At 70.5% G+C, this 20,231-nt stretch carries 19 protein-coding genes; 8 read left to right on the plus strand and 11 right to left on the minus strand.

Annotated features, from left to right (window positions below; genetic code table 11):
• The first annotated feature begins 58 nt into the window (after positions 1-58).
• A complete protein-coding gene (locus tag PO605_RS19165) occupies positions 59-946 on the plus strand; it encodes a class I SAM-dependent methyltransferase (RefSeq protein WP_016446222.1) in 888 nt (295 codons plus the stop codon).
• A 67-nt stretch (positions 947-1,013) separates the two neighbouring features.
• On the opposite strand, the gene PO605_RS19170 is transcribed toward PO605_RS19165, so the two are convergent.
• The 8 genes from PO605_RS19170 to PO605_RS19205 all read right to left on the minus strand — a co-directional run bounded on the left by PO605_RS19170 (position 1,014) and on the right by PO605_RS19205 (position 7,955).
• Positions 1,014-1,661, minus strand: a complete 648-nt coding sequence (locus PO605_RS19170; protein WP_047474055.1) for a nitroreductase family protein — start codon at positions 1,659-1,661, stop codon at positions 1,014-1,016.
• Entirely contained in the window at positions 1,658-2,161 is a 504-nt protein-coding gene (gene fur / locus PO605_RS19175; protein WP_047327410.1) for a ferric iron uptake transcriptional regulator, read from the minus strand. Before fur ends, PO605_RS19170 begins: the two co-directional genes overlap by 4 nt.
• Positions 2,158-2,778 (minus strand): DUF2325 domain-containing protein, encoded by a 621-nt coding sequence (locus PO605_RS19180; RefSeq protein ID WP_016446225.1) that lies wholly within the window; start codon positions 2,776-2,778, stop codon positions 2,158-2,160. The genes fur and PO605_RS19180 overlap by 4 nt, the downstream gene beginning before the upstream one ends.
• A gap of 303 nt (positions 2,779-3,081) precedes the next feature.
• Positions 3,082-4,083, minus strand: a complete 1,002-nt coding sequence (locus PO605_RS19185) for a c-type cytochrome (protein ID WP_272206744.1) — start codon at positions 4,081-4,083, stop codon at positions 3,082-3,084.
• Positions 4,084-4,100: 17 nt separating this feature from the next.
• On the minus strand, positions 4,101-4,838 hold the full coding sequence (locus tag PO605_RS19190) for a c-type cytochrome (RefSeq protein WP_016446227.1): 738 nt from the start codon (positions 4,836-4,838) through the stop codon (positions 4,101-4,103).
• 190 nt (positions 4,839-5,028) lie between these two features.
• The gene (locus PO605_RS19195) at positions 5,029-6,558 is read right to left on the minus strand and encodes an ATP-binding protein (protein WP_272206745.1); all 1,530 of its coding nucleotides are present in this window, start codon (positions 6,556-6,558) and stop codon (positions 5,029-5,031) included.
• Positions 6,555-7,217, minus strand: coding sequence for a response regulator (locus PO605_RS19200; protein WP_012206042.1), 663 nt, complete (start codon positions 7,215-7,217; stop codon positions 6,555-6,557). Before PO605_RS19200 ends, PO605_RS19195 begins: the two co-directional genes overlap by 4 nt.
• A gap of 150 nt (positions 7,218-7,367) precedes the next feature.
• On the minus strand, positions 7,368-7,955 hold the full coding sequence (locus PO605_RS19205; protein ID WP_016446229.1) for a TetR/AcrR family transcriptional regulator: 588 nt from the start codon (positions 7,953-7,955) through the stop codon (positions 7,368-7,370).
• Between the two features lie 144 nt (positions 7,956-8,099).
• Between PO605_RS19205 and PO605_RS19210 the strand changes: the two genes are divergently transcribed.
• From PO605_RS19210 to PO605_RS19225, 4 genes are all read left to right on the plus strand, one after another.
• The gene (locus PO605_RS19210; RefSeq protein WP_272206746.1) at positions 8,100-9,299 is read left to right on the plus strand and encodes an MFS transporter; all 1,200 of its coding nucleotides are present in this window, start codon (positions 8,100-8,102) and stop codon (positions 9,297-9,299) included.
• An 84-nt stretch (positions 9,300-9,383) separates the two neighbouring features.
• Complete coding sequence (locus tag PO605_RS19215) at positions 9,384-10,382, plus strand: TlpA family protein disulfide reductase (RefSeq protein WP_047471422.1); 999 nt, start codon at positions 9,384-9,386, stop codon at positions 10,380-10,382.
• On the plus strand, positions 10,379-11,185 hold the full coding sequence (gene dsbG / locus PO605_RS19220) for a thiol:disulfide interchange protein DsbG (RefSeq protein WP_272206747.1): 807 nt from the start codon (positions 10,379-10,381) through the stop codon (positions 11,183-11,185). The genes PO605_RS19215 and dsbG overlap by 4 nt, the downstream gene beginning before the upstream one ends.
• 11 nt (positions 11,186-11,196) lie before the next feature.
• Complete coding sequence (locus PO605_RS19225; protein WP_047474975.1) at positions 11,197-11,607, plus strand: DsrE family protein; 411 nt, start codon at positions 11,197-11,199, stop codon at positions 11,605-11,607.
• Here PO605_RS19225 and PO605_RS19230 read toward each other — a convergent pair.
• Complete coding sequence (locus PO605_RS19230) at positions 11,592-12,056, minus strand: hypothetical protein (protein ID WP_012206046.1); 465 nt, start codon at positions 12,054-12,056, stop codon at positions 11,592-11,594. The two genes, PO605_RS19225 and PO605_RS19230, sit on opposite strands and share 16 nt — an antisense overlap.
• A gap of 333 nt (positions 12,057-12,389) precedes the next feature.
• Between PO605_RS19230 and dsrO the strand changes: the two genes are divergently transcribed.
• From dsrO to PO605_RS19245, 3 genes are all read left to right on the plus strand, one after another.
• Positions 12,390-13,235, plus strand: coding sequence for a sulfate reduction electron transfer complex DsrMKJOP subunit DsrO (dsrO, locus tag PO605_RS19235; RefSeq protein WP_272206748.1), 846 nt, complete (start codon positions 12,390-12,392; stop codon positions 13,233-13,235).
• A 16-nt stretch (positions 13,236-13,251) separates the two neighbouring features.
• The gene (gene nrfD / locus PO605_RS19240; protein ID WP_272206749.1) at positions 13,252-14,295 is read left to right on the plus strand and encodes an NrfD/PsrC family molybdoenzyme membrane anchor subunit; all 1,044 of its coding nucleotides are present in this window, start codon (positions 13,252-13,254) and stop codon (positions 14,293-14,295) included.
• A 78-nt stretch (positions 14,296-14,373) separates the two neighbouring features.
• Entirely contained in the window at positions 14,374-17,574 is a 3,201-nt protein-coding gene (locus PO605_RS19245) for a tetrathionate reductase subunit A (RefSeq protein WP_272206750.1), read from the plus strand.
• On the opposite strand, the gene PO605_RS19250 is transcribed toward PO605_RS19245, so the two are convergent.
• Together PO605_RS19250 and PO605_RS19255 are read right to left on the minus strand one after the other, a co-directional pair.
• Positions 17,575-19,029, minus strand: coding sequence for an efflux transporter outer membrane subunit (locus tag PO605_RS19250; RefSeq protein WP_272206751.1), 1,455 nt, complete (start codon positions 19,027-19,029; stop codon positions 17,575-17,577).
• The gene (locus tag PO605_RS19255; protein ID WP_272206752.1) at positions 19,026-20,231 is read right to left on the minus strand and encodes an HlyD family secretion protein; all 1,206 of its coding nucleotides are present in this window, start codon (positions 20,229-20,231) and stop codon (positions 19,026-19,028) included. Before PO605_RS19255 ends, PO605_RS19250 begins: the two co-directional genes overlap by 4 nt.

The raw sequence follows: 20,231 nt of genomic DNA on the forward strand, positions 1-20,231 counted from the left end.
AGCAATTCATGGAAGGTGGATGCCGCCCGCCCCGGCCGGCAACGCACAGGAGCCCGCCATGCCCGAATCTCTTGCCCCGACGGCCGCAACGGCCTTGCCCGACGCGCAGCCCTCCTCGCCACGCCAGGAAAAACTGTCCGATGTCAGCGAGACCTTGCGCATTCCACTGGCCGCCCGCGCCCTGGGCGAGCGGCTGTTTCCCGGCATGGCCGTCAGTGACGCCCACGCCTTGGACACCCTGACCCAGCTGGGCGACGACGGCAGCCGGTGGCTGCAGGACCGGCAGAGCATCTACGGCGTGCTGGCGCGCACGCACTGCTTTCGCGCGCTGGCGCAGGACTTCTTGCAGCGCCAGCCGCAGGGCCATGTGGTGAACCTGGGCTGCGGCCTCAGCGACTATTTCCAATGGCTGGACAACGGGCAGATGCACATGACGGATGCCGACCTGGGACCGGTGACCGCGCTGCGCAGGCAGCTGCTGCCCCGGCAATCGGAGCGCCAGGAGATCCGCGAATTCGACCTGGCCGATGCCGACTGGTGGCAGCGGCTGGGACTGCCGGCCGACAGGTCCGGGCCTGCGGTGTTCATGATGGCCGAGGGCGTTTCCATGTACCTGCAGCCAGAGCAGATGCAGGCGCTGTGGACCACGTTTGCGCAACGCAGCCCGCCGGGCTCGGAGCTGGTGTTCGACGCCATGTGCTGGCTGGCGGCCGGGCGCGCAAGCCAGCACCCTTCGGTCCGGCTCACCCAGGCCCAGTTCCATTGGGGCCTGCGCCGCGAGGCCGATCTGGCGCAAGCCCATCCCCGCCTGCAGCTGGTGGCCGCGCACCAGGTGATGGAAGGCTACGGCCCGCCCTACTCGCTGGTGGGGCCGGCATTCCGCTGGACCTTTGGCGTGCACTTCTATGCCATCTACCAGCTGAAGTCGGTCGAGACGGCGGCTTAGGCCGATTGCGCAGCCGCAACGAAAGATGCCCGGTCAAGCCGGGCATCTTTGCTTCAAGGAAGCAGGATCAGCCTGCGTCGGCCGCGCTGGAAGACAGGGCCAGGGCCAGGCCTTGCACCAGGTCTTTCCCGGGCTGCCATTCGCGCACAAAGCGGTTGCGCGGCGGCCGCAGGGCTTCGCGGCCGGCCGAGACGGGCGTGCCCACATACAGCAGGCCGACGAGCCGGTCATGGGGCTCGAATCCCAGGGCCTCGCGCACGCGCGCATCGTGGCTGTTGGCGCCGCTGGCCCAGAAGCCGCCAAAGCCCAGGATGTGCAGGGCGTTGAGCATGTTCATGGCGGCAGCGCCACCAGCCAGCAGTTGCTCGCTCTCTGGCACCTTGTGCTCGGGCTGCAGATGCACGCCCAGCGCAATGATCAGCGGGGCGGACAAGGCCTTGGCGCGGAATCGCTCGGCGTCGGCCTGCGGGTCGCGCGCCCTGGCGGCCTGCACGAACACCTCGCCCAGCGCATGGCGCGCATCGCCCTGCACCAGCACGAAGCGCCAGGGCCGCAGCTGCCCGTGGTCGGGGGCGCGCAGTGCAGCATCGATGACGGTGTCGATCACGTCTGCGCCCGGCGCCGGGTTCTGCAGCGGCCAGCGCGACTGGCGCGACATCAGCAGGTCCAGGGCGGCGCGCTGCTCGGGGGTCAGGGATCTGTCGTTGGTGCTCATTCGTTGTCCTGCAGCGCAGGCTGTCTTGCCTGCTCGGGCTGTGCCGGTGATTCGGGTGGCAGCTGCGAGCACGCGCTGCAATGGCCGTACAGGGCCAGGCGGTGGTCGGCCAGGCGGTAGCCGTGGGCCTGGGCCACCTGGTGCTGCAGCGCCTCGATGTGGTCGTTGCTGAATTCATCCACGCGTCCGCACTGCAGGCAGATCAGGTGGTCATGGTGCGGCCCCTCGTTGAGCTCGAACACCGCCTTGCCGCTTTCAAAGGTCTGGCGCAGCAGCAGGCCCGCCGCCTCCAGCTGGGACAGCACGCGGTAGATGGTGGCCAGGCCCACTTCGGCACGCCGCTCGGCCAGCAGGCGGAACACGTCCTCGGCATGCAGGTGGCGCGATGCGCTCTGCCTGAAGATTTCCAGCACCTGCATGCGCGGCAGCGTGGCCTTCAGGCCCACGCTGCGCAGTTCGGGTTCGCCACCCGGGCTCAGGGGCATCTTGCTGCGTGTCATGCGGTCGTGTCTCCGTGGCTCAGCGTCATGGCGGGGTTGTCGCCGCCGTCGGCGCCCCGGTGTATGCGGACGATGCGCAGCGCATCGGGCTGCTCCACCAGCACGCAGGTCTTGCCCGTGCGCTGGCAATGGTCCTGCACGCGCCAGTACTCGCCGTGGCTCAGGCAGCCGGTCTGGCAGATCACCAGGTCGGCCTCGCGCAGGCTGGCCTCGAAGGCCTCGGCGTCCTGTTCGGGCTCCCGCGCATGCGCGCCCGCTGCAGGCACGGCGGGCTGCGCCAGGGGCGCGGCCGACTGGCGCTGCCAGCGTGCGCGCTCGCGCAACAGGTCCTGCACGCGCACCAGCAGCGACTCCACACGCCGCGCCAGCGTGACGCGGCGCGAGAGGCCGGGAATGGCCTTCTCCAGCGCCTCGCGCTCCTCGCGCGCCCACAGCAGCTGGGTTTCCTTGGCCATCAAGGCCGCGCGCTGGCGGATCACCAGCCTTTGCAGCCTCTCTATTTCCTGGGCTTGAAGGCACAGCAGCTCGCTGCTGCGCAACTGGGCGTGGCCGTAGCCACGCAGCAGCACCTGGTGCTCGTGCGCCAGCTGCTGAATGTCGTCCAAGGTCTGGGTCATGGTTTCCTCGGCAAACCTGAGCATCGCGCGGCGGTCGCGCGAAGGCCTGTGCGCATGGCCGCGTGCGGCACGGGCCGGGCTTGCCGGCAAGGCGGTGTGCTGCAGTGCAAGCCGGATGCGTCGGCAAATCAGTGAGAATGATTCTTATTAAATCATGAAATGCCGGCCGTCAAACCGATGACCGTACGCCGCCTGGTGCAAAGGCCGCACCGGCGCAGATGCGCTTGCAGGGCGGCCGTCAGCGCCCTGCCATGTACGGCAACGCAGGCCTGCGCCCGGCCTGCCGTTGCCTGTCCGATCCGCTCAAAGCCCCTTGAGCAGCCGCCCGTTGACCTCGGTGCCGTACAGCGAGTACGGGTTGTCGTGGAACTGCTTGCGCGTGTCGGCCACGTTGCCGGTGAAGCGCGGGTCCTGGGGGCGCTCCATGCTGTTGATGTAGGTGGCCACGTCCCAGGCCTCCTGGTCATCCAGCGTGGGGTTGCCGTAGGGCATGTTGCCCTTGATGAAGCTGGCGGCCTTGTCCACTTCGTGCGTGCCCGCGCCCCAGTTGTAGGACTGCTTGCCCCACAGCGGCGGGAACACGGTCACACCGCCCGCTTCCTGGCCCTGGCCCTGAGGGCCGTGGCACAGCGCGCACTTGGCCTCGTACACCTTGGCGCCGCGCTCGAAGCTGGGCTCCTGCGCGGCCTTGCCCACCTTGGTGAAGCCCGCGCCCGGCAGCTTCTCGCCCGTGGGCGCCTTCTGCGCCATCCAGTAGGCATAGGCCTCCAGCGCCACGAGGATGTCGTGGCCGTCGTCGGGGGCCTTGCCGTTCATGCTGTACATGAAGCAGCCGCGCACGCGCTCGGCGAAGGTGTCCACGTGGTTGGTCTTCTTGCGGTAGGCCGGGTACAGCGGGTAGGCACCCCACATGGGTGCGGCGCCCTTGAGTCGGCCTGCGTCCAGGTGGCAGTTCACGCAGTTGAGGGTGTTGCCCGAAAAGCCCACGGCGTTGGCCGGCGTGCGCAGGAAGATGGCCTCGCCACGGCGGATCCACTCGCCCATGGGCGTGTCCGGAATGTCGCGGGCACCGGGCGGCGTGAAGGCTGCGCCGTCGGCAGCCCCCTGAACGGGCTGGGCATCGGGCTTTGCGGGGACAGCAGCGGGTGCGGCGGCCACGTTGACCGGCACGTCGGGCCGGGCTGGACGGCTGACGTACATGCCATAGGCGAGTGTGCCCGCCAGACCGGCGAACAGGCAGGCAACGACGATGTATTCGGCGGTGTTGGAACTGCCGGGGGCGGGATTGCGTGGTGTGTCGGACATGATCGGCTCCCGGTCCATCAGGGTTTGGCCGGCGCGGAGGCCGTGGCTGCGGTGGCTGTGCCCGCGCCATGCAGGCGGGCGTAGTAGGACGCCACCGCCTGGATGTCTTCGGGCGTGAGCTTGCGGGCGATCTTGCCCATCAGGCCCAGGGGGCCGGCCTCGCGCTGGCCCTTGTTCCAGGCGGCGACCTGGCTTTGCATGTAGTCGGCCGTCAGGTGGCCGATGGCGGGGAAGTCCGCTCCCACGCCCACGCCGCCAGGGCCATGGCACTGGGCGCAGGCAGGAATGCCGTCGGCCCAGCGGCCACGCTCGACCAGCCAGGCGCCGTCATCGTCCTTGCCCTTGGGCAGCGGGCCGCGCACGGGCTGGATGGGCAGCGGCAGGCTGGCGTAGTAGGCCGAGACGTCGGCACGGTCCTGGGCCGACAGGGCCTTGGCCATGGGCGCCATCACGGGCGCCTGCCGGCTGCCGTCGGCCAGGTGCTGCAGCTGGCGCGCCAGATAGCCGGCGTGCTGGCCGGCCAGTGCCGGAAAGCCCGCCATGCCCTCGCCCTTGGCGCCGTGGCAGGTGGCACAGGCCGCCGCGCCCTGGGGCGTGCCCGCCTGGGCGATCTTCTGGCCAGCGGCAGCGTTGCCTTGCACTGCCGCCTGCGCAGCGGAGGTGTCTTGTGCCCAGGCGCCGCCCATCGGCATGCAGATGCCGACAGCAATGGCGATGCACGACCGGGACAGGGTCTGTTTGTTCATGCGGTTCATCGTGGGAAGAGGCTGTTGCCCTGCCATGCGTGGGCGCCGGCAGGTGCGCGGCAGCGGCGGACAGGGTCAGTTCTGGATACCTGCGGCTGCCCCCGCACGGCGCAATGCCTGCGCGGCTGGCCAGCCAGGTCGGCACGATACGCAGCGCAGATTAAGTCGGCGTTAATGCGCCGGCGTCGGTGCGCTCTCGTCAGTGCGTCGGCACCAGTGCGCCGGCGCCCACCGCCAACGGCAGATAAAGGCGTGCGACCAGCCCGCTCGCATCGCCTTCTTCGGGCCGCCACAGGCTGCGCGGCTGCAGCAGCAGGCAGCCGCCTGCGCATTCGGCGATGCGCTGCACGATGGGCAGGCCCAGGCCGCTGCCATGCTCCTGGGGACGCTTGCGCCAGAAGCGGCGCGTGGCCTCTTCGCATTCCTGGGCGCTCAGTCCGGGGCCGTGGTCGGCCACGGTGAACTCCACATAGCCTGTGCCCGGCTGCTGCGTCGTGCCCGGCATGGCGCCAATGGGCCGCACGGCCAGTTCCACGGGATGCTGCGGCGCATGGCGCAGGGCGTTTTCCAGCAGATTGCGCAGGGCCGAGACCAGCAGGGGCTCGGAGATGGCCAGAGGCCAGGCGCCATTGCCGGGCTGCTGGTGCGTGTCCAACCATTGGCGCTGCGCCGGCGCCGGTGCTCCGGCGCTCACGGCATTCACCGCCAGTTGCCAGGCCTTGTCCAGCGCCTGCAGCGCATCGGCAGGCGCATCGCCGCAGGCCAGCGCATTGGCGGCGCCCGGTTCATGCTGCTCCAGTCGCGCCAGCAGCAGCAACTGCTCCAGCGTGTGCTGCAGGTGCTCCACGCCCTCGCCCGCCTGGGCCAGCGAATCGCGCGCCATGGAGCCGGGCGGCGCGGCCAGAAGGCCGGCAGGCATGCCGGGCGCCGCCAGCGCCATCTGCGCCACCTGCACGTGGGTCTTGATGGCGGTCAGCGGCGTGCGCAGCTCATGGGCCGCGTCGTCGCTCCAGCGGCGCTCGCGGTCGATGGCCGCGCGCACGCGGTGCAGCAACTGGTTGAGCGTGCCCACCAGCGGCGCCAGCTCACGCGTCTGCAGGCCCTGGGCCACGGGCGAATCGTCGCCGGGCGGGCGGCGCGCCAGCTCGCGCCGCAGGGCCTCCAGCGGCCTGAGGCCCTGGGTCACGGCCCACCACATCAGCCCCATGCTGGCCAGCAGCGCCAGCACGAAGGGCAGGACGATGGTGTAGGCAAAGCCGTGGATCAGGCCCTCGCGCACATCGATGCGGTCGGCCGTGGCGATGCGCACGCCGTGGTCCTCCAGCACATAGGTGCGCCAGGGCTTGCCCCCCTTGATGATGGTCGAGAAGCCCAGCGGCATGCTCTGCGGGAACACGGGGCTGCCCTCGGTCTTGGCCAGCACCTGCGGCAGGGCCGATTCGGGCCGCACGGGCTGGACCTCGCCGCGCACCAGGCTGACCTCGCAGGCCACGCCGTCGCGCGCGATCACGTTGAGCATGGGGCTCCAGTCCTGCGGCAGCTCCCGGGCAGGCCGGAACTGGTGGACGATGCCTGCCACCATGCGCGCCGAGGCGATCAGCCGGTCATCCAGCACGGTGCGCAGCTCGTTGCGCATGTCCGAGAACATCCAGGCCGCCACCCCGCCCCACAGCGTGCACAGCGCCAGGCACAGACATGCCAGCAGGCGCACGCGCAGGCTGCGCATCATGGGTGCAGGCCCAGGCGGTAGCCCTCGCCGCGCACCGTCTCCACCAGTTCATGGCCCAGCTTGCGGCGCAGGTGGTGCACATGCACGTTGACGGCATTGCTCTCCACGTCCTGGCTGTAGCCGTAGAGGCTGTCGCGCAGTTGCTCGGTACTCAGGATGCGGCCCGGCGACTGCAGCAGCGCGCGCAGCAGCGACCACTCGCGGCGCGACAGCTCCACGGTGCGGCCCTGGCGCTGGATATGGCCGGCAGCGGGGTTGATGCGCACCTCGCCCAGCTCGATCCAGTCCACGCTGCGGCCGGCCGCGCGGCGCAGCAGCGCATGCAGGCGCGCCGCCAGTTCGTGCAGGTCAAAGGGCTTGACCAGGTAATCGTCGGCGCCGGTCTGCAGGCCTTCGATGCGCTGTGACACGGCATCGCGCGCCGTCAGCACCAGCACGGGCACCTGCAGGCCCTGGCCGCGCCAGCGCGCCAGCAGCGAGAGGCCATCCTCGTCCGGCAGGCCCAGGTCCAGCACGCAGGCATCGAAATGCGAGGAACGGATGGCCGCATCCGCCTGCCCGGCCGAGGCCACGGTATCCACGCCAAAGCCCTGCAGCTGCAGGCCGGCCCGCACGCCGCTGGCCACCAGCGCGTTGTCTTCCACCAAGAGAACATGCATGTTGTTGTCCGCAGGGCCTGGCGCCAGGCCCCGCCGTCTGTATCCAAGTCGGGAACGAAAAGCGACTGAGCATCGCAGATTTGCCGCGCTGGCGCGGCGGCGTGCCGAATTTCGCAGGCGGGTGCACAAGAATGCGGCCAGGCGGCCCGCTCAGGGCCGGGCCAGCAGCCCGCCCAGCAGCAGGTCCAGCGCCGCCGCGCCGCGCTCCAGCCGCAGGTCGGCGTCCTCGCCCTCGGCAATCCAGAAAGCCGCTTCGGCCAGGCTGCCGTAGATCAGCGATGCCAGCGCCTGCGGATCGGCCCGGGCCACGATGCCCTGCGCCATGAGGTCCGCAATCAGTGCCTGCATGGACGCAATGCAGTGGCGCTGCGATTGCGGCAGCGCTCCGCCCAAAGCCGCGCGCGCATCGCGCAGCACGATGCGCTGGATTTCAGGCTCCAGCGCCATTTCCAGGTAGGCCCGGCAGCGGCTGCGAAAGCCCTGCCAGGGATCCCGGGCATGGGCGGTGATGGCCTTCAGGCGTTCATCCACCTCGGCATCGATCTGCTCGACCACGGCCGCCAGCAGGCCCTGCTTGTCGCCGAAATGGTGGTACAGCGCGCCCCGCGTCAGGCCAACCTGCGCGGTGAGATCGTCCATGGAGGCATCGGCGTAGCCCTGCTCTCCAAAGGCCTTGCGGGCCGTGGCCAGCAGCGTGGCGCGGGTTTCTTCCATCTCGGCGCGGGTGCGGCGGACCATGGCCAATCTCCTTACATACGGCGTGCATGATTATTTACATACGCTTCGTATGTATATAGGATTCTATTCATACGCAGCGTATGTATTTTCTCTGTCCCGCGACGGCGGTGCAACACCCCCCACCTGTTTGAAGGGATCTGGACCATGAATTCGTCTTCCTCCACGCGGCCCGAACCCGCCGCGCGCCGCCCGTGGCTGGCCGTGTCCGCCGTGGGCCTGGCCACCTTTTCCGTGGTGACCACGGAAATGCTGCCGGTCGGCCTGCTCACATCCATTGCTGGCAGCCTGGGCACCTCCATGGGCAGGGCCGGCCTGATGATCTCGCTGCCGGCGCTGCTGGCCGCGCTGTTCGCGCCGCTGGTGGTGATGGCGGCGGGCGGCATGGACCGGCGCCGCATCCTGTGCGGACTGCTGGCCCTGCTCGTGCTGGCCAACCTGGCCTCGGCGCTGGCGCCGTCGCTGACCTGGCTGCTGGCCGCGCGCGTCCTGGTGGGCTTTTGCATGGGCGGCATCTGGGCAATCGCGGGCGGGCTGGCGGCACGGCTGGTACCCCAGGCGTCGATGGGCCTGGCAACCTCCATCATCTTTGGCGGCGTGGCGGCGGCCTCGGTGCTGGGCGTGCCGCTGGGCGCGCTGATCGGCGATTTCGCGGGATGGCGCTGGGCATTCGGTGGCATGGCAGGCTTCAGCGCACTGGTGCTGGCGCTGCACATGGCCGTTCTCCCCGCCCTGCCTGCCACAGGCTCGGCCAACCTGCGCCAGTTCAGCCATCAGCTGGCCAACCGCAGGCTGCAGGCCGGGCTGGCACTGACGCTGCTGCTGGTGGCCGGGCATTTCATGTCCTTCACCTTCGTGCGCCCGCTGCTGCTGACGGTGTCGGGGTTCGATGCGCAATGGATGAGCGCGCTGCTGCTGGCTTACGGCATCGCGGGCATTGCGGGCAACTTCCTGGCGGGCATCATCGCGGCGCGCCGCACGGTGCCGAGTCTGGCGGCGATCGCCATGGGCCTGCTGCTGGCGCCTGTCCTGTTCCTGTCCGTGGGCGACTCGCCAACCGGTGGCGGCGCCGTGCTGCTGGTCTGGGGCCTGGCCTACGGCGGCGTGTCGGTGGGACTGATGACCTGGATGATGCAGGCTGTGCCACGTGCCGTGGAAATTGCCACGGCGCTGTACGTTGGCGTCTTCAACATCGGTATTGCGCTGGGCTCATGGGCGGGCGGCCAACTGGTCGATGGCTGGGGGCTGCACGCCACGCTCTGGCTGTCTGGCGGCTTGGCCGCTGCGGCCTTGCTGCTGTCTGCGGCCATGGGATTGGTTGGGCGAAATGGACCGGTCGCAGCCTGATGGCCATGAGGCTGTTAACCCCCCGTTAATTCCCCGCTGCCAGCATCCACGGCCTGTCAGCCCGCATGGCTGAAACTCCCTTCCATGCATCTCCGGTCATCCCCTCTTCTTTCGTCCTTCCTGCCCTTGCTTGCCGGCCTGCTGCTGGCGCCTTCGCCTGTTCTTGCCGGAGCGGCAGAGCCTGGCGGGCCGTCAGCGCTATCGGCGCTGGGCGCCTGGCTGCACCTGCCTGCCAGCCTGGCGCTGGGGCCGCTGGTCCTGCCGACGGGCGTGGTGGTGGCCATGCTGGCCTGGCTGCTGGCGCAGTGGCTGGCGCGCAGGAATGAAAGGCGCACGGGCCAGGCCGTGGATGCGCTGCTGTGGCAAAGCACCCTGGCCGGCCTGCTGGCGGCGCGCCTGGCCTATGTCGCGCAGTGGTGGACAGAGTACGCGCCGGCCCCCTGGGATTGGAGCGGGATGCCGGCCTTCGCAGGCCGCATCATCGATATCCGCGACGGGGGATGGAACCTGTGGGCCGGCCTGCTGGCCGCGCTGCTGTACATGCTGTGGCGCAGCCGCCGCTCCCCGGTGCTGCGCCGCGCCACAGGGCTGGCGCTGGGCGCGGGGGCTGCCCTGCTGGTGCTGGGCAGCCTGCTGCAGGCGCTGCCGTCCGCAGATGCACCGGCCCTGCCGGCCTTCACCCTGGTCAACGGACAGGCGCAGCCGGTCTCGCTGCAGCAGTTGCAGCAGGCCGATGGCAAGCCCATGGTGATCAACCTCTGGGCCACCTGGTGCCCGCCTTGCAGACGCGAGATGCCGGTGCTGGCCCAGGCCCAGCAGCAGCGGCCCGATGTGCGCTTCATCTGGATCAACCAGGGCGAGCCAGCCGAGACCGTGATGGGCTATTTGCAGCGCGAGCAGGCAGCAGCCCCGCTGCCGCTGGCCCAGGTGCTGTTCGACCCGCAGCAGCAGGCCGGCCGGCATTGGCGCCAGCGGGGCCTGCCTTCCACCTATTTCTATGGCGCCGACGGCCGGCTGTGCGGCATGCGCATGGGCGAGCTGTCGCGCGCCAGCCTGGCCCAGCATCTGAAGGAATGTTCATGAGCGCTTCCCCCCTGTTTCCCCTGCCTGCACTGGCAGGAGCCCTGGCCTTGACGGCAGCCTTGGCCCTGCCGGCTGCGGCGTCCGAGCTGCCATCGGAGGAGTTTCTGGCCCAGCAGGGACTGACCCTGGTGGGACCGCTGCCGGCCGTGGGCGGACTCAAGGCCTGGGCCGCCTACCGCGACCGCCAGCCCGTGCCCATCTACCGCATGCCTGACGGCAAGCACTGGGTGCTGGGCACGGTGATCGACGCCCAGGGCCGCGACGTGAACGCCCAGGCCCTGCAGGCCGCCGTGCAAAAGCCCATGGGCGAGCAACTGTGGGGCGATGTGCAGCGCGCCCAGTCCATCCCGGATGGCCGCGCCGACGCGCCGCGCACGGTCTATGTGTTCACCGACCCCAACTGCCCCTATTGCAACCAGCTGTGGAACGATGCCCGGCCCTGGGTGGAGAGCGGCCAAGTGCAGTTGCGCCACATTCTGGTGGGCATCCTCAAGCCCAGCAGCGAGGGCAAGGCCGCCGCCTTGCTGACCGCGCGCCAGCCCGAGCAGGCCCTGGCCGAGCACGCACGCGCCTATGCCAAGGCCGGCCGCGCCAGCGCAGAGGGCGCGGGCGCCACTCCGCTGGCCCCGGTGCCGCAGGCCACGCGGCAGGTGCTGGCCAGCCATGCCTCGCTGATGTCCACCTGGGGGCTGCGTGCCACGCCGGCCCTGGTCTGGAAGGATGACAAGGGGCTGGTGCAGGTACGCACCGGCCTGCCGCCGGGCCTGCTGGAAGAGGTCATGGGGCCGCGTGGCAGGAAATGACGAGGACGACCATGAGCACAAGCCGTTCTCCCGCCGCTTCCACCGCTTCCACCGCCTCCAGCGACTGGAGCGACCTGTTCCCCGTCCGGCCGGATGCGCCGCCGCTGCGCATCGTGCTGCATGCGCCCACACCCGGCGCCCTGGCCCGTGCACGCAGCAATCTGGCCAACCTGCGCCAGGACCGGCCCGGTGCCGAGGTCCGCATCGTCATCAACGGCCCGGCCGTCGAGGCACTGCTGGACGCCGCGCCGGGCACGCCGCAGCATCTGGATGCGGCCGCCCTGGCCCATGCGCTGGTCTGCCCGAACACGCTCAGGAAGCTGGGCCGCGAGGCGCCTGCCGGCATGCGCGTGCTGCCGCAGGGCGGCATCGAGTCACTGGCCCTGCTGCAGCAGTCGGGCTGGTGCTACGTGCGCTGCTGAGCGGCCTGGGCCAGCGAGGCCAGGCAGCGCGCCTGCCATTGGTATTCAGGCTCGAACGATTCGCGGTCCGTGACGGCGCCGTGGCCGCCCTCGCCATAGACCATGGCGTAGGCCGCATAGTCGGCCGCCTGCAGCGCCCGGCCCGCCAGCCCATGGGCCGTGGCATAGGTGGCGGACACGGCGGCATGGCCGCAGCCGTCGAGGGAGCGTGATCCCTGGTGGTGGTTGGCCAGGCTGGCGGCCTCGCGAGCCAGGCGGTCCAGCTCCTGCCTGTCGATCTGGCCGTCCAGGTAGCGGCGAAGGCCTTGTGCGCAGCGGATGACGTCCGGGTCTTCCAGCAGGTGCGCGATGCGGTCCACGCAGGCCTGTGTGAATTGCAGCCTCAGGTGCTCGCCGGCTTCGGCGGCAAGGTCCAGTTCCGAAGCAAGGCTGTTCAGGGCATGGTTCATGGAGAACTCCTTGGCAGTGGCGACACAAGCAGCCTAGACCGGGGCCGCGCACGGAAACAAGAGGGTGATTTCCGATACGCGCCCCGCATTCCCGAGGAATGCAGTCACCCTGTTAACCCCATCTTAATCCCTGCGCCACACGCTATGGACTGCCTTGGGCGCCTGTCCATGGCAGGCAGTCGGTGGCGCTTTGCAAGCCCATTGCTTGACTCACATCAAGCCGCCAGGGCCCTGAATTTCATATATTAAATTCAATATAAAAAGCATATTTTTAATGCTTTTTTGAGTTTGAGCGACCACGATCCGTGGCCGCAGGACGATGAAAGACAGGCCATGCCAAAAACATCCCGCGCCGGCAGCGGCTGCAACGACTGCAGCTGCAAGCCCTCCACCCAGGACATCCCCGCCCCTACCCTCTCCCATGCGCAGCCCGTCGCAGGCAAGCGCGGCTTCCTGCAGGACCTGCTGGCCGCTGCCATGGCGGCCGTGGCCCTGCCCGTGGCGGCGGCCGCGCCCGGCACCCCGGGTTTCCAGCCACCGCGCCGCCCCGGCGAGGCCGGCAAGCGCTACGGCATGCTGGTGGACCTGCGCCGCTGCATAGGCTGCCAGGCCTGCACGGTGAGCTGCTCCATGGAGAACCTGCCGCCGCTGGGCCAGTTCCGCACCACGGTGCTGCAGTACGAGGTGCAGCACGCGGGCAACGAGGACCTGCCGCCGGCCATGCTCAACCTGCCGCGCCTGTGCAACCACTGCGACAACCCGCCCTGCGTGCCGGTCTGCCCGGTGCAGGCCACCTTCCAGCGCAGCGACGGCATCGTGCTGGTGGACAACGAGCGCTGCGTGGGCTGCGGCTACTGCGTGCAGGCCTGCCCCTATGACGCGCGCTTCATCAACCACGAGACGCAGACCGCCGACAAGTGCACCTTCTGCGAGCACCGCCTGGAAGCCGGCCTGCTGCCGGCCTGCGTGGAAAGCTGCGTGGGCGGCGCCCGCGTGATCGGCGACCTCAACGACGAGGGCAGCGAGATCCGCCAGCGCATGCGCGAGCACGCCAAGGACCTCAAGGTGCTCAAGCCCGCCATGGGCACGGACCCGCATGTGTACTACCTGGGATTGCCCGACGCCTTCGTCGACGGCGTGGACGGGCAGGCCAGCGTGCGGCTGGTCACTTCCCACTGAACGCAAGGAGCATCCCATGCACATCGTCGAACTCCTGACCCCCGCCTACGAATCGGCCTGGCTGCCCTGGGCCGTGCAGTACTTCTTCCTGGCCGGCATTGCCACGGGCGCCGCCCTGCTGGCCGCCACCTGCGCCTGGGCGCCGCGCGCCAGCGCCATGGCGCGCCTGCTGCCGGCCGCCGTGCTGGTGCTGGCCGTCAGCGCCATCGCCGCGCCCGTGTCGCTGCTGGCCGACCTGCACCAGCCTGCGCGCTTCTGGCATTTCTATGCGCACTTCACGCCGTGGTCGTGGATGTCGGTGGGCGCCCTGCTGCTGCCCGTCTTCGTGGGACTGGCGCTGGCCTTCGTGCTGGCCTGGTGGCTGGGCCGGCCGCAGTGGCTGCGCTGGCTGGCGCCGCTGCTGGCCGTGTCGGCGCTGACCATCACCGCCTATACCGGCGCCGAGCTGATGGCCGTGCGCTCGCGCCCGCTGTGGAACACGCTGTGGGTGCCGCTGAACCTGGCACTCACGGGCTGGCTGGCCACGCTGGGCTGCATGCTGGTGACGGCGCGCTTTCTGCCCGCCCGCCACCGCCCCGATGCCGGCGCCCTGCAGGCGCTGCGCATGCTGGGCCTGGCGCTGGCGCTGTGCCTGCTGGCCATGGTGGTGGTCTGGGCCGTTGCCGGCTGGCTGGGCCAGGGCCGCTCCTTCCAGGCGGCGCTGCAGCTGTGGCAGCAGTTTCCGGTCTGGCGCCTGAGCATGCTGGGCTCGGCCGTGGCCGGTGCCGCCCTGCTGTGGGCCCTGGTGCGGAATGGTCAGCGCATGGCCTGCCCGCGCTACACGCTGGCCCTGGGGCTGGGGCTGGCCGCCGCGGCCTGGGCCTTCCGCTGGGCGCTGTTCATGGGCGTGCAAGGCGTGCCCAAGTACGGCGCGGGCCTGTACATCTACCACATGCCGCTGGGCGGCGACGGCCTGCTGGGCATGCTGGGCGTGGCCGGCCTGTGCATTGCACTGGTGACGCTGGCCACCTGGGCGCTGGAGCTGTTTCCCGCGCGCTCGGCAGCGGCCCGCGCCCTCTGACACCGCCGCCCTGACGACCCCTCACCCATTCACGGAGCGCGGCCCGCCACCGGCCGGCCGCGCCACAGAAAGCCTTTCATGACCGACAAGAAGAAACTCCCCCAAGCCCCCGAAGATTCCCTGGATGCCGAGGCCGCCCGCCGCCGCCTGCTGCTGCGCGGTGGCCTCACCGCCGGTGGGCTGGCCGCCTTTGCGGCCGGCTACGGCGAGACGCTGGCGCGCGGTGCCAAGGGCCTGGTCGCAGGCACCTCGGGCACGCCCACGGCCAGCGCCACGCGCGGCAATTCGCTGACGCCGGAGTTCCGCATCGACCCGGCCACGGGCGCGCTCGCCACCCAGCCCAGCCAGGTGGTCAGCCCGTCCAGCTGCCTGGGCTGCTGGACGCAGTGCGGCGTGCGCGTGCGTGTCGATACCGCCAGCAACCGCATCCTGCGCGTGGCAGGCAACCCCTACCACCCGCTGGCCACCACGCGCCCGGCCGCCATGGAAGAACCCGTGCGCGAGGTCTACGCCAAACTGGGTAAGGAGCTGGGCCTGGAGGGCCGGGCCACGTCCTGCGCGCGCGGCTCGTCCATGCTGGAGCACCAGAGTGCACCGCACCGCGTGCTCACCCCGCTCAAGCGCGTGGGCCCGCGCGGCAGCGGCCGCTGGCAGAGCATTTCCTTCGAGCAGCTGGTGCAGGAAGTCTGCGAGGGCGGCAATCTGTTCGGCGAAGGCCAGGTCGATGGCCTGCGTGCCATCTGGGACACAAAGACGCCGCTGGACGTCGACAACCCCGAGTTCGGCCCGCGCTCCAACCAGTTGCTGGTGACCGACGCCTCCAACGAAGGCCGCGCCCAGCTGCTGCGCCGCTTTGCGGGGCCGTCCTTCGGCACCGTGAACGTCAGCAACCACGGCGCCTACTGCGGCCAGAGTTTCCGAGTGGGTGCGGCAGCGGCCCTGGGCGACCTGCCCGGCATGCCGCACGGCAAGCCGGACTGGAGCCATGCCAGCTTCGGCCTGTTCATCGGCGCGGCGCCCGCGCAGTCCGGTAACCCCTTTCAGCGCCAGGGCCGCGAACTGGCCGAGGCCCGCTCGCGTGAGGACAACCGGTTCCGCTACGTGGTGGTCTCGCCCGTGCTGCCCACCTCGTCCAGCCTGGCTGCGGGCAGCGGCAACCGCTGGCTGGCCGTCAAGCCGGCCAGCGACCTGGCCCTGGCCATGGCGCTGATCCGCGTCATCCTGGACGAGGCACGCCATGACACGGGCTTTCTCGCCCAGCCCGGCCCGGCCGCCATGCAGGCGGCGGGCGAGGCGTCCTGGAGCAATGCCACGCACCTGCTGGTCAACGAGCCCGGCCACCCGCGCCACGGCAGCTTTCTGCGCGGCGCCGACCTGGGCTGGGCGCTGCCCGCGCCAGCCGAAGACGGCAAACCGGCCCAGGATGTGTTCGTGGTGCAGCGTGCCGATGGCCGCCTGGCGCCGCACACCCAGGCCGAGCCTGCACAGCTGATGGTGCGCACCCGCGTGGCCGTGCCCGGCCTGAAGGCCGAAGGCGCGGACCAGGCCCCCGAGCTGTCGGTCTGCTCCTCGCTGGCCAAGCTGCATGAGCAGGCCAGCCTCAAGACACTGGACGAATACGCGGCGCTGTGCGGCGTGGCGCGCGGCGAGATCGAGGCGCTGGCGCGCGAGTTCACCAGCCATGGCAAGCGCGCCGTGGCCGATGCGCATGGCGGCACCATGAGCGGCGCGGGCTTCTACACCGCCTACGCCATCAGCATGCTCAACACCCTGGTGGGCAACCTCAACGTGCAGGGCGGCCTGGTGCTGGATGCGGGCCCGTTCGGCCCCTTCGGCCCGGGCCCGCGCTATGACTTCGCCAACTTCGACGGCAAGGTCAAGCCGCGCGGCCTGGCGCTGTCACGCCACCGCCAGCCCTACGAGAAAAGCGCGGAATTCCAGCGCAAGCGCGAGGGCCAGCCCGAGGGCGCGAAGGACTATCCCGCCGCCCAGGCCCCGTGGTACCCGGCCGTGGGCGGCCTGTCCAGCGAGATGCTGGCCAGCGCGCTGGCCGGCTACCCCTACCGCGCCAAGGCCTGGATCAACCACATGAGCAACCCCGTCTACGGCATTGCGGGCTTTCGCAATGCGCTGGTGGACGATCTCAAGGACCCGAAGAAGCTGCCGCTGATCGTCTCCATCGATCCCTTCATCAACGAGACCAGCGCGCTGGCCGATTTCATCGTGCCCGATACCGTGACCTACGAGAGCTGGGGCATCTCGGCGCCCTGGGCCGACGTGGTGGCCAAAAGCTCCACCGTGCGCTGGCCCGTGGTGCAGCCCGCCGTGGCGCGCACGGCCGGCGGCCAGCCCGTGAACGTGGAGAGCTTCCTCTTTGCCGTGGCAGAACGGCTGGGCCTGCCCGGCTTTGGCGAGGCCGCCATCAAGGACGCCCAGGGCCAGCCCCATGCGCTGCGCTCGGCCGAGGACTTCTTCATCCACGCCCTGGCCAACGTGGCCTGGGCAGGCGGCAAGCCCGTGCCGGCGGCCAGCGATGACGACATCGCCATCACCGGCGTGGACAGGCTGGTGCCCGCGCTGCGCCAGCGCCTGAAGGACGATGAATGGCGTCAGGTGGCCATGCTGCTGACGCGCGGCGGGCGCTTCGACCGCATCGAGGACGCCTGGAAGGATGGCCACACCCGCAAGGCCCACGCGCCTGCCCTGCAGGTCTGGAGCGAGGAGCTGGCCCGCATGCGCCACGCCATGACGGGCGAGCGCTACAGCGGCTGCCCCACCTGGTATCCGGCACGGCTGGCCGACGGCAGCGCCATGCGCACGCATTTCGGCGAGCAGCAATGGCCGCTGCTGCTGACCTCGTACAAGTCCAACCTGATGAGTTCCATGTCGATTGCCGTCTCGCGGCTGCGCCAGGTGCATCCGCACAACCCGGTGTCCCTGCACCGCGATGACGCCGAGCGGCTGGGCATCGCCAACGGCGACACGGTGCGCATCCGCACGCCGGGCGGCGCGGTGACGGCCGTGGCCATGGTGCGCGACGGCGTGATGCCGGGCACCGTGGCCATCGAGCACGGCTACGGCCACCGCGAGCTGGGCGCGGGCCGCCACAGCATCGACGGCCAGCCCATGCCGGTGAACGCCGAGCATGCCAATGGCGTGAACCTCAATGACCTGGGCTTTGCCGATCCCACGCGGCCCGGCTGCAAAAACGTGTGGGTGGACTGGGTGTCGGGCGCCGCGGTGCGCCAGGGGCTGCCTGCGCGCATCGAGAAGGTCTGATCAGCGGGTGGGGCTGGCGACAGGTGCAGCGACGGGTGCGGCCACTGGTGCAGCGTCGGCCTGCCAGCCGCCGCCCAGCGCCTGGTACAGCGCAATGGCGTTTTCCAGCTGGCTCTGGCGCAGGCGTATGACTTCCTGCTGGGCCTGGTACAGATTGCGCTGGGCGTCCAGCTCTTCCAGGTAGCTGGCGTAGCCGGCCTCGTAGCGGTCCTTGGCAAAGCCCAGGGAGCGCTGCAGCACCGCCTCGCGCTCGCTGGCGTGCTGCCACTGCGACTGCAGGCGCCGGGTGCCGACCAGGGCGTTTTCCACATCGGCCAGGGCCTTGATCACCACGCCACGGTAGGCATAGGCGGCCTGGTCGCGCTGGGCGGTCACGGCGTCGAACTGGCCCTGCAGCCGCCCGCCCGTGAACAGCGGCGCCAGCACGCTGCCGCCCAGGGCCCAGACCGTGGCCGGGTGGTATTGCAGGGCATTGACCAGCAGGCTGCCGGCGCTGGCCGTCAGCGAGACCTGGGGCAGGAAGGCGGTGCGCTGCACGGCCAGGCTTTCGTCAGCGGCCGCCAGCTGCAGCTGCGCCCGTGCAATGTCGGGGCGGCGCTGCAGCAAGGCCGAAGGCAGGCCGGCGGCCGGCGCAGGCGGCGGCGCGCCCAGCGTGGCGGACTGGCTGTCGGTTGTTGCCATGAGCGCGGCGGCCTGCTCGTCACCCTCGCCGCCGGCCAGCAGCAGGAGCGCCGTGCGCTGGCGCGCCAGCGACAGCTCCAGCTGCTCCACGGCCTGCTGCACGCCCTGCAACTCGGCCTGGGCCTGGGTGAGCTGCAACTGCGAGGTGTAGCCGACGCGCGCCTGCTCGTCGGCCAGGCGCAGGGCCTGTTCGCGCGAGCGGGCCGTGGCCTGGGCCACTTGCAGCTGCGATTGCAGCGAGCGCAGGCCCACATAGGCCTGGGCCGTGGTGGCGGCCACGGCCAGGGCCACGGCGTCGCGGTCGGCCTCGCTGGCCTGCAGGCGCAGGGCAGCGGCCTTTTCCAGGTGGGCGATGCGGCCCCACAGATCAGGCTCCCAGCTGGCCTGCAGGCCGGGCTGAACCGAGCGCGTGTGCGCCAGGCCCCGCGCGCCCAGGCTGCGGCCCGTGGAGGCGCCGGCCGTGGCCGAGAGCTGGGGCAGGCCCGCGGCGCCTGCCACATCCAGGTTGGCCCGCGCCTCATCCACGCGCGACAGGGCCAGCAGCACATCGTTGTTGCGGGACTGGGCCAGCTCCACCCAGCGCGTGAGCAGCGGATCGCCAAAGGCCTGCCACCACGATGCCTGGACGGCGGCGGCAGGCTCCTGCCCTGCCCCGCTCCACTGGGCGGGCATGGCGGGCCGGGCCGCTTCAGGCGCGGTGCTCAGCGGCGGCACGCTGCAGCCGGCCAGCGCGGCAGCGCAGGCCATGGCCATGGCCAGTGCGCGGGCGGTCATGGGCGAGCCTCCGGTTGGGGTGCGGGCTGCTGTGCGGGTTGCCGTGCGGGTTGGGGCTCAGGCTGCGCCGTATCCAGCCGCACCACCACCGACATGCCCGCGCGCAGCCGCGCGGCCAGCTCCTGGTCGGGATCGATTGCAATCTTGACCGGCAGGCGCTGCACGACCTTGGTGAAGTTGCCCGTGGCGTTGTCGGCCTTGAGCACGCTGAATTCCGAGCCCGTGGCCGGCGCGATCTCCAGCACGCGGCCCGTGAGGTGGGCGCCGCCCAGCGCATCGACGCTGAAGCGCACAGCCTGGCCTATGCGCACCTGGGCGGTCTGGGTTTCCTTGAAGTTGGCCACCACCCACAGCGTGTGCGGCACCACGTACATGAGCTGGGAGCCGGCCGTGACGTACTGGCCCCGGCGCACGCCGACTTCACTGACCTGGCCATCGCCGGGCGCGTGCACCACGGTGTTGTCCAGGTTGATCTGGGCCTGGCGCAGCTGCGCCTCGGCCATCTGGACCTGGGCTTCGAGCGAGGCGCGGTTCACCGTCGTCGCCTTGATCTTCTGGGCGTTGATCTCGATGTCGGCCTGGGCCTTGGCCACGTTGGTGGCCGCCAGGCGCGCGGTGGCACGCACCTTGTCGCGCTCGTTGAGCGAGACGGAGCCGCGCTCGGACAGCGCCTGCACGCGCTGCAGCTCGGCTGCGGCGCGGTCGGATTCGGCCTGCGCCGCCGCCAGGCCGGCGCGGCTGGCGCCCAGCGTGGCGCGGTTCTGGGCCTGGGTCTGGTCGGCATTGGCCAGCTGTGCGCGGGCATTGGCCAGCTGGGCCTGGGCCTGGGCCTGGGCGGCTTCGTAGGTGCGTGCGTCGATGCGCACCAGGGGCTGGCCGGCCTTGACGTTCTCGTAGTCCTGCACCAGCACCTCGGTCACATAGCCGCTGACCTGGGGCGCGAGCACGGTGACGGCGCCGCGCACATAGGCGTTGTCGGTGCTGACCACGGTGCCCGCGAAGGGGAACAGGTTCCAGGCACGCAGCACCAGCAGCACGCCGGCCAGTGCGACCACCAGCATCACCAGCACGCTGCGCAGCGAGGGCTTGATGAGCTTGGGCGAAGGCGAAGGCGATGGCGATGGCGAAGGCGCCGCAGCGGGAGCCGGCGCAGGCGAGGCAGAGGCGGCCGTGCCGCCATTGGAATTTTCGGAGTCACTCAT

This window comes from Delftia sp. DT-2, from assembly GCF_028401915.1.
Classification (GTDB): domain Bacteria; phylum Pseudomonadota; class Gammaproteobacteria; order Burkholderiales; family Burkholderiaceae_C; genus Comamonas; species Comamonas tsuruhatensis.

What these genes read in the sequence shown, in the direction of transcription:
- PO605_RS19180 (WP_016446225.1), bottom strand. Translation starts at nt 2,778, where the DNA reads ATGACCCAGACCTTGGACGACATTCAGCAGCTGGCGCACGAGCACCAG.
- dsrO (WP_272206748.1), top strand. Translation starts at nt 12,390, where the DNA reads ATGCCAAAAACATCCCGCGCCGGCAGCGGCTGCAACGACTGCAGCTGC.
- PO605_RS19190 (WP_016446227.1), bottom strand. Translation starts at nt 4,838, where the DNA reads ATGAACCGCATGAACAAACAGACCCTGTCCCGGTCGTGCATCGCCATT.
- PO605_RS19165 (WP_016446222.1), top strand. Translation starts at nt 59, where the DNA reads ATGCCCGAATCTCTTGCCCCGACGGCCGCAACGGCCTTGCCCGACGCG.
- PO605_RS19185 (WP_272206744.1), bottom strand. Translation starts at nt 4,083, where the DNA reads ATGTCCGACACACCACGCAATCCCGCCCCCGGCAGTTCCAACACCGCC.
- PO605_RS19205 (WP_016446229.1), bottom strand. Translation starts at nt 7,955, where the DNA reads ATGGTCCGCCGCACCCGCGCCGAGATGGAAGAAACCCGCGCCACGCTG.
- PO605_RS19255 (WP_272206752.1), bottom strand. Translation starts at nt 20,231, where the DNA reads ATGAGTGACTCCGAAAATTCCAATGGCGGCACGGCCGCCTCTGCCTCG.
- nrfD (WP_272206749.1), top strand. Translation starts at nt 13,252, where the DNA reads ATGCACATCGTCGAACTCCTGACCCCCGCCTACGAATCGGCCTGGCTG.
- PO605_RS19230 (WP_012206046.1), bottom strand. Translation starts at nt 12,056, where the DNA reads ATGAACCATGCCCTGAACAGCCTTGCTTCGGAACTGGACCTTGCCGCC.
- PO605_RS19210 (WP_272206746.1), top strand. Translation starts at nt 8,100, where the DNA reads ATGAATTCGTCTTCCTCCACGCGGCCCGAACCCGCCGCGCGCCGCCCG.
- PO605_RS19245 (WP_272206750.1), top strand. Translation starts at nt 14,374, where the DNA reads ATGACCGACAAGAAGAAACTCCCCCAAGCCCCCGAAGATTCCCTGGAT.
- PO605_RS19195 (WP_272206745.1), bottom strand. Translation starts at nt 6,558, where the DNA reads ATGATGCGCAGCCTGCGCGTGCGCCTGCTGGCATGTCTGTGCCTGGCG.
- PO605_RS19250 (WP_272206751.1), bottom strand. Translation starts at nt 19,029, where the DNA reads ATGACCGCCCGCGCACTGGCCATGGCCATGGCCTGCGCTGCCGCGCTG.
- PO605_RS19225 (WP_047474975.1), top strand. Translation starts at nt 11,197, where the DNA reads ATGAGCACAAGCCGTTCTCCCGCCGCTTCCACCGCTTCCACCGCCTCC.
- dsbG (WP_272206747.1), top strand. Translation starts at nt 10,379, where the DNA reads ATGAGCGCTTCCCCCCTGTTTCCCCTGCCTGCACTGGCAGGAGCCCTG.
- PO605_RS19200 (WP_012206042.1), bottom strand. Translation starts at nt 7,217, where the DNA reads ATGCATGTTCTCTTGGTGGAAGACAACGCGCTGGTGGCCAGCGGCGTG.
- fur (WP_047327410.1), bottom strand. Translation starts at nt 2,161, where the DNA reads ATGACACGCAGCAAGATGCCCCTGAGCCCGGGTGGCGAACCCGAACTG.
- PO605_RS19170 (WP_047474055.1), bottom strand. Translation starts at nt 1,661, where the DNA reads ATGAGCACCAACGACAGATCCCTGACCCCCGAGCAGCGCGCCGCCCTG.
- PO605_RS19215 (WP_047471422.1), top strand. Translation starts at nt 9,384, where the DNA reads ATGCATCTCCGGTCATCCCCTCTTCTTTCGTCCTTCCTGCCCTTGCTT.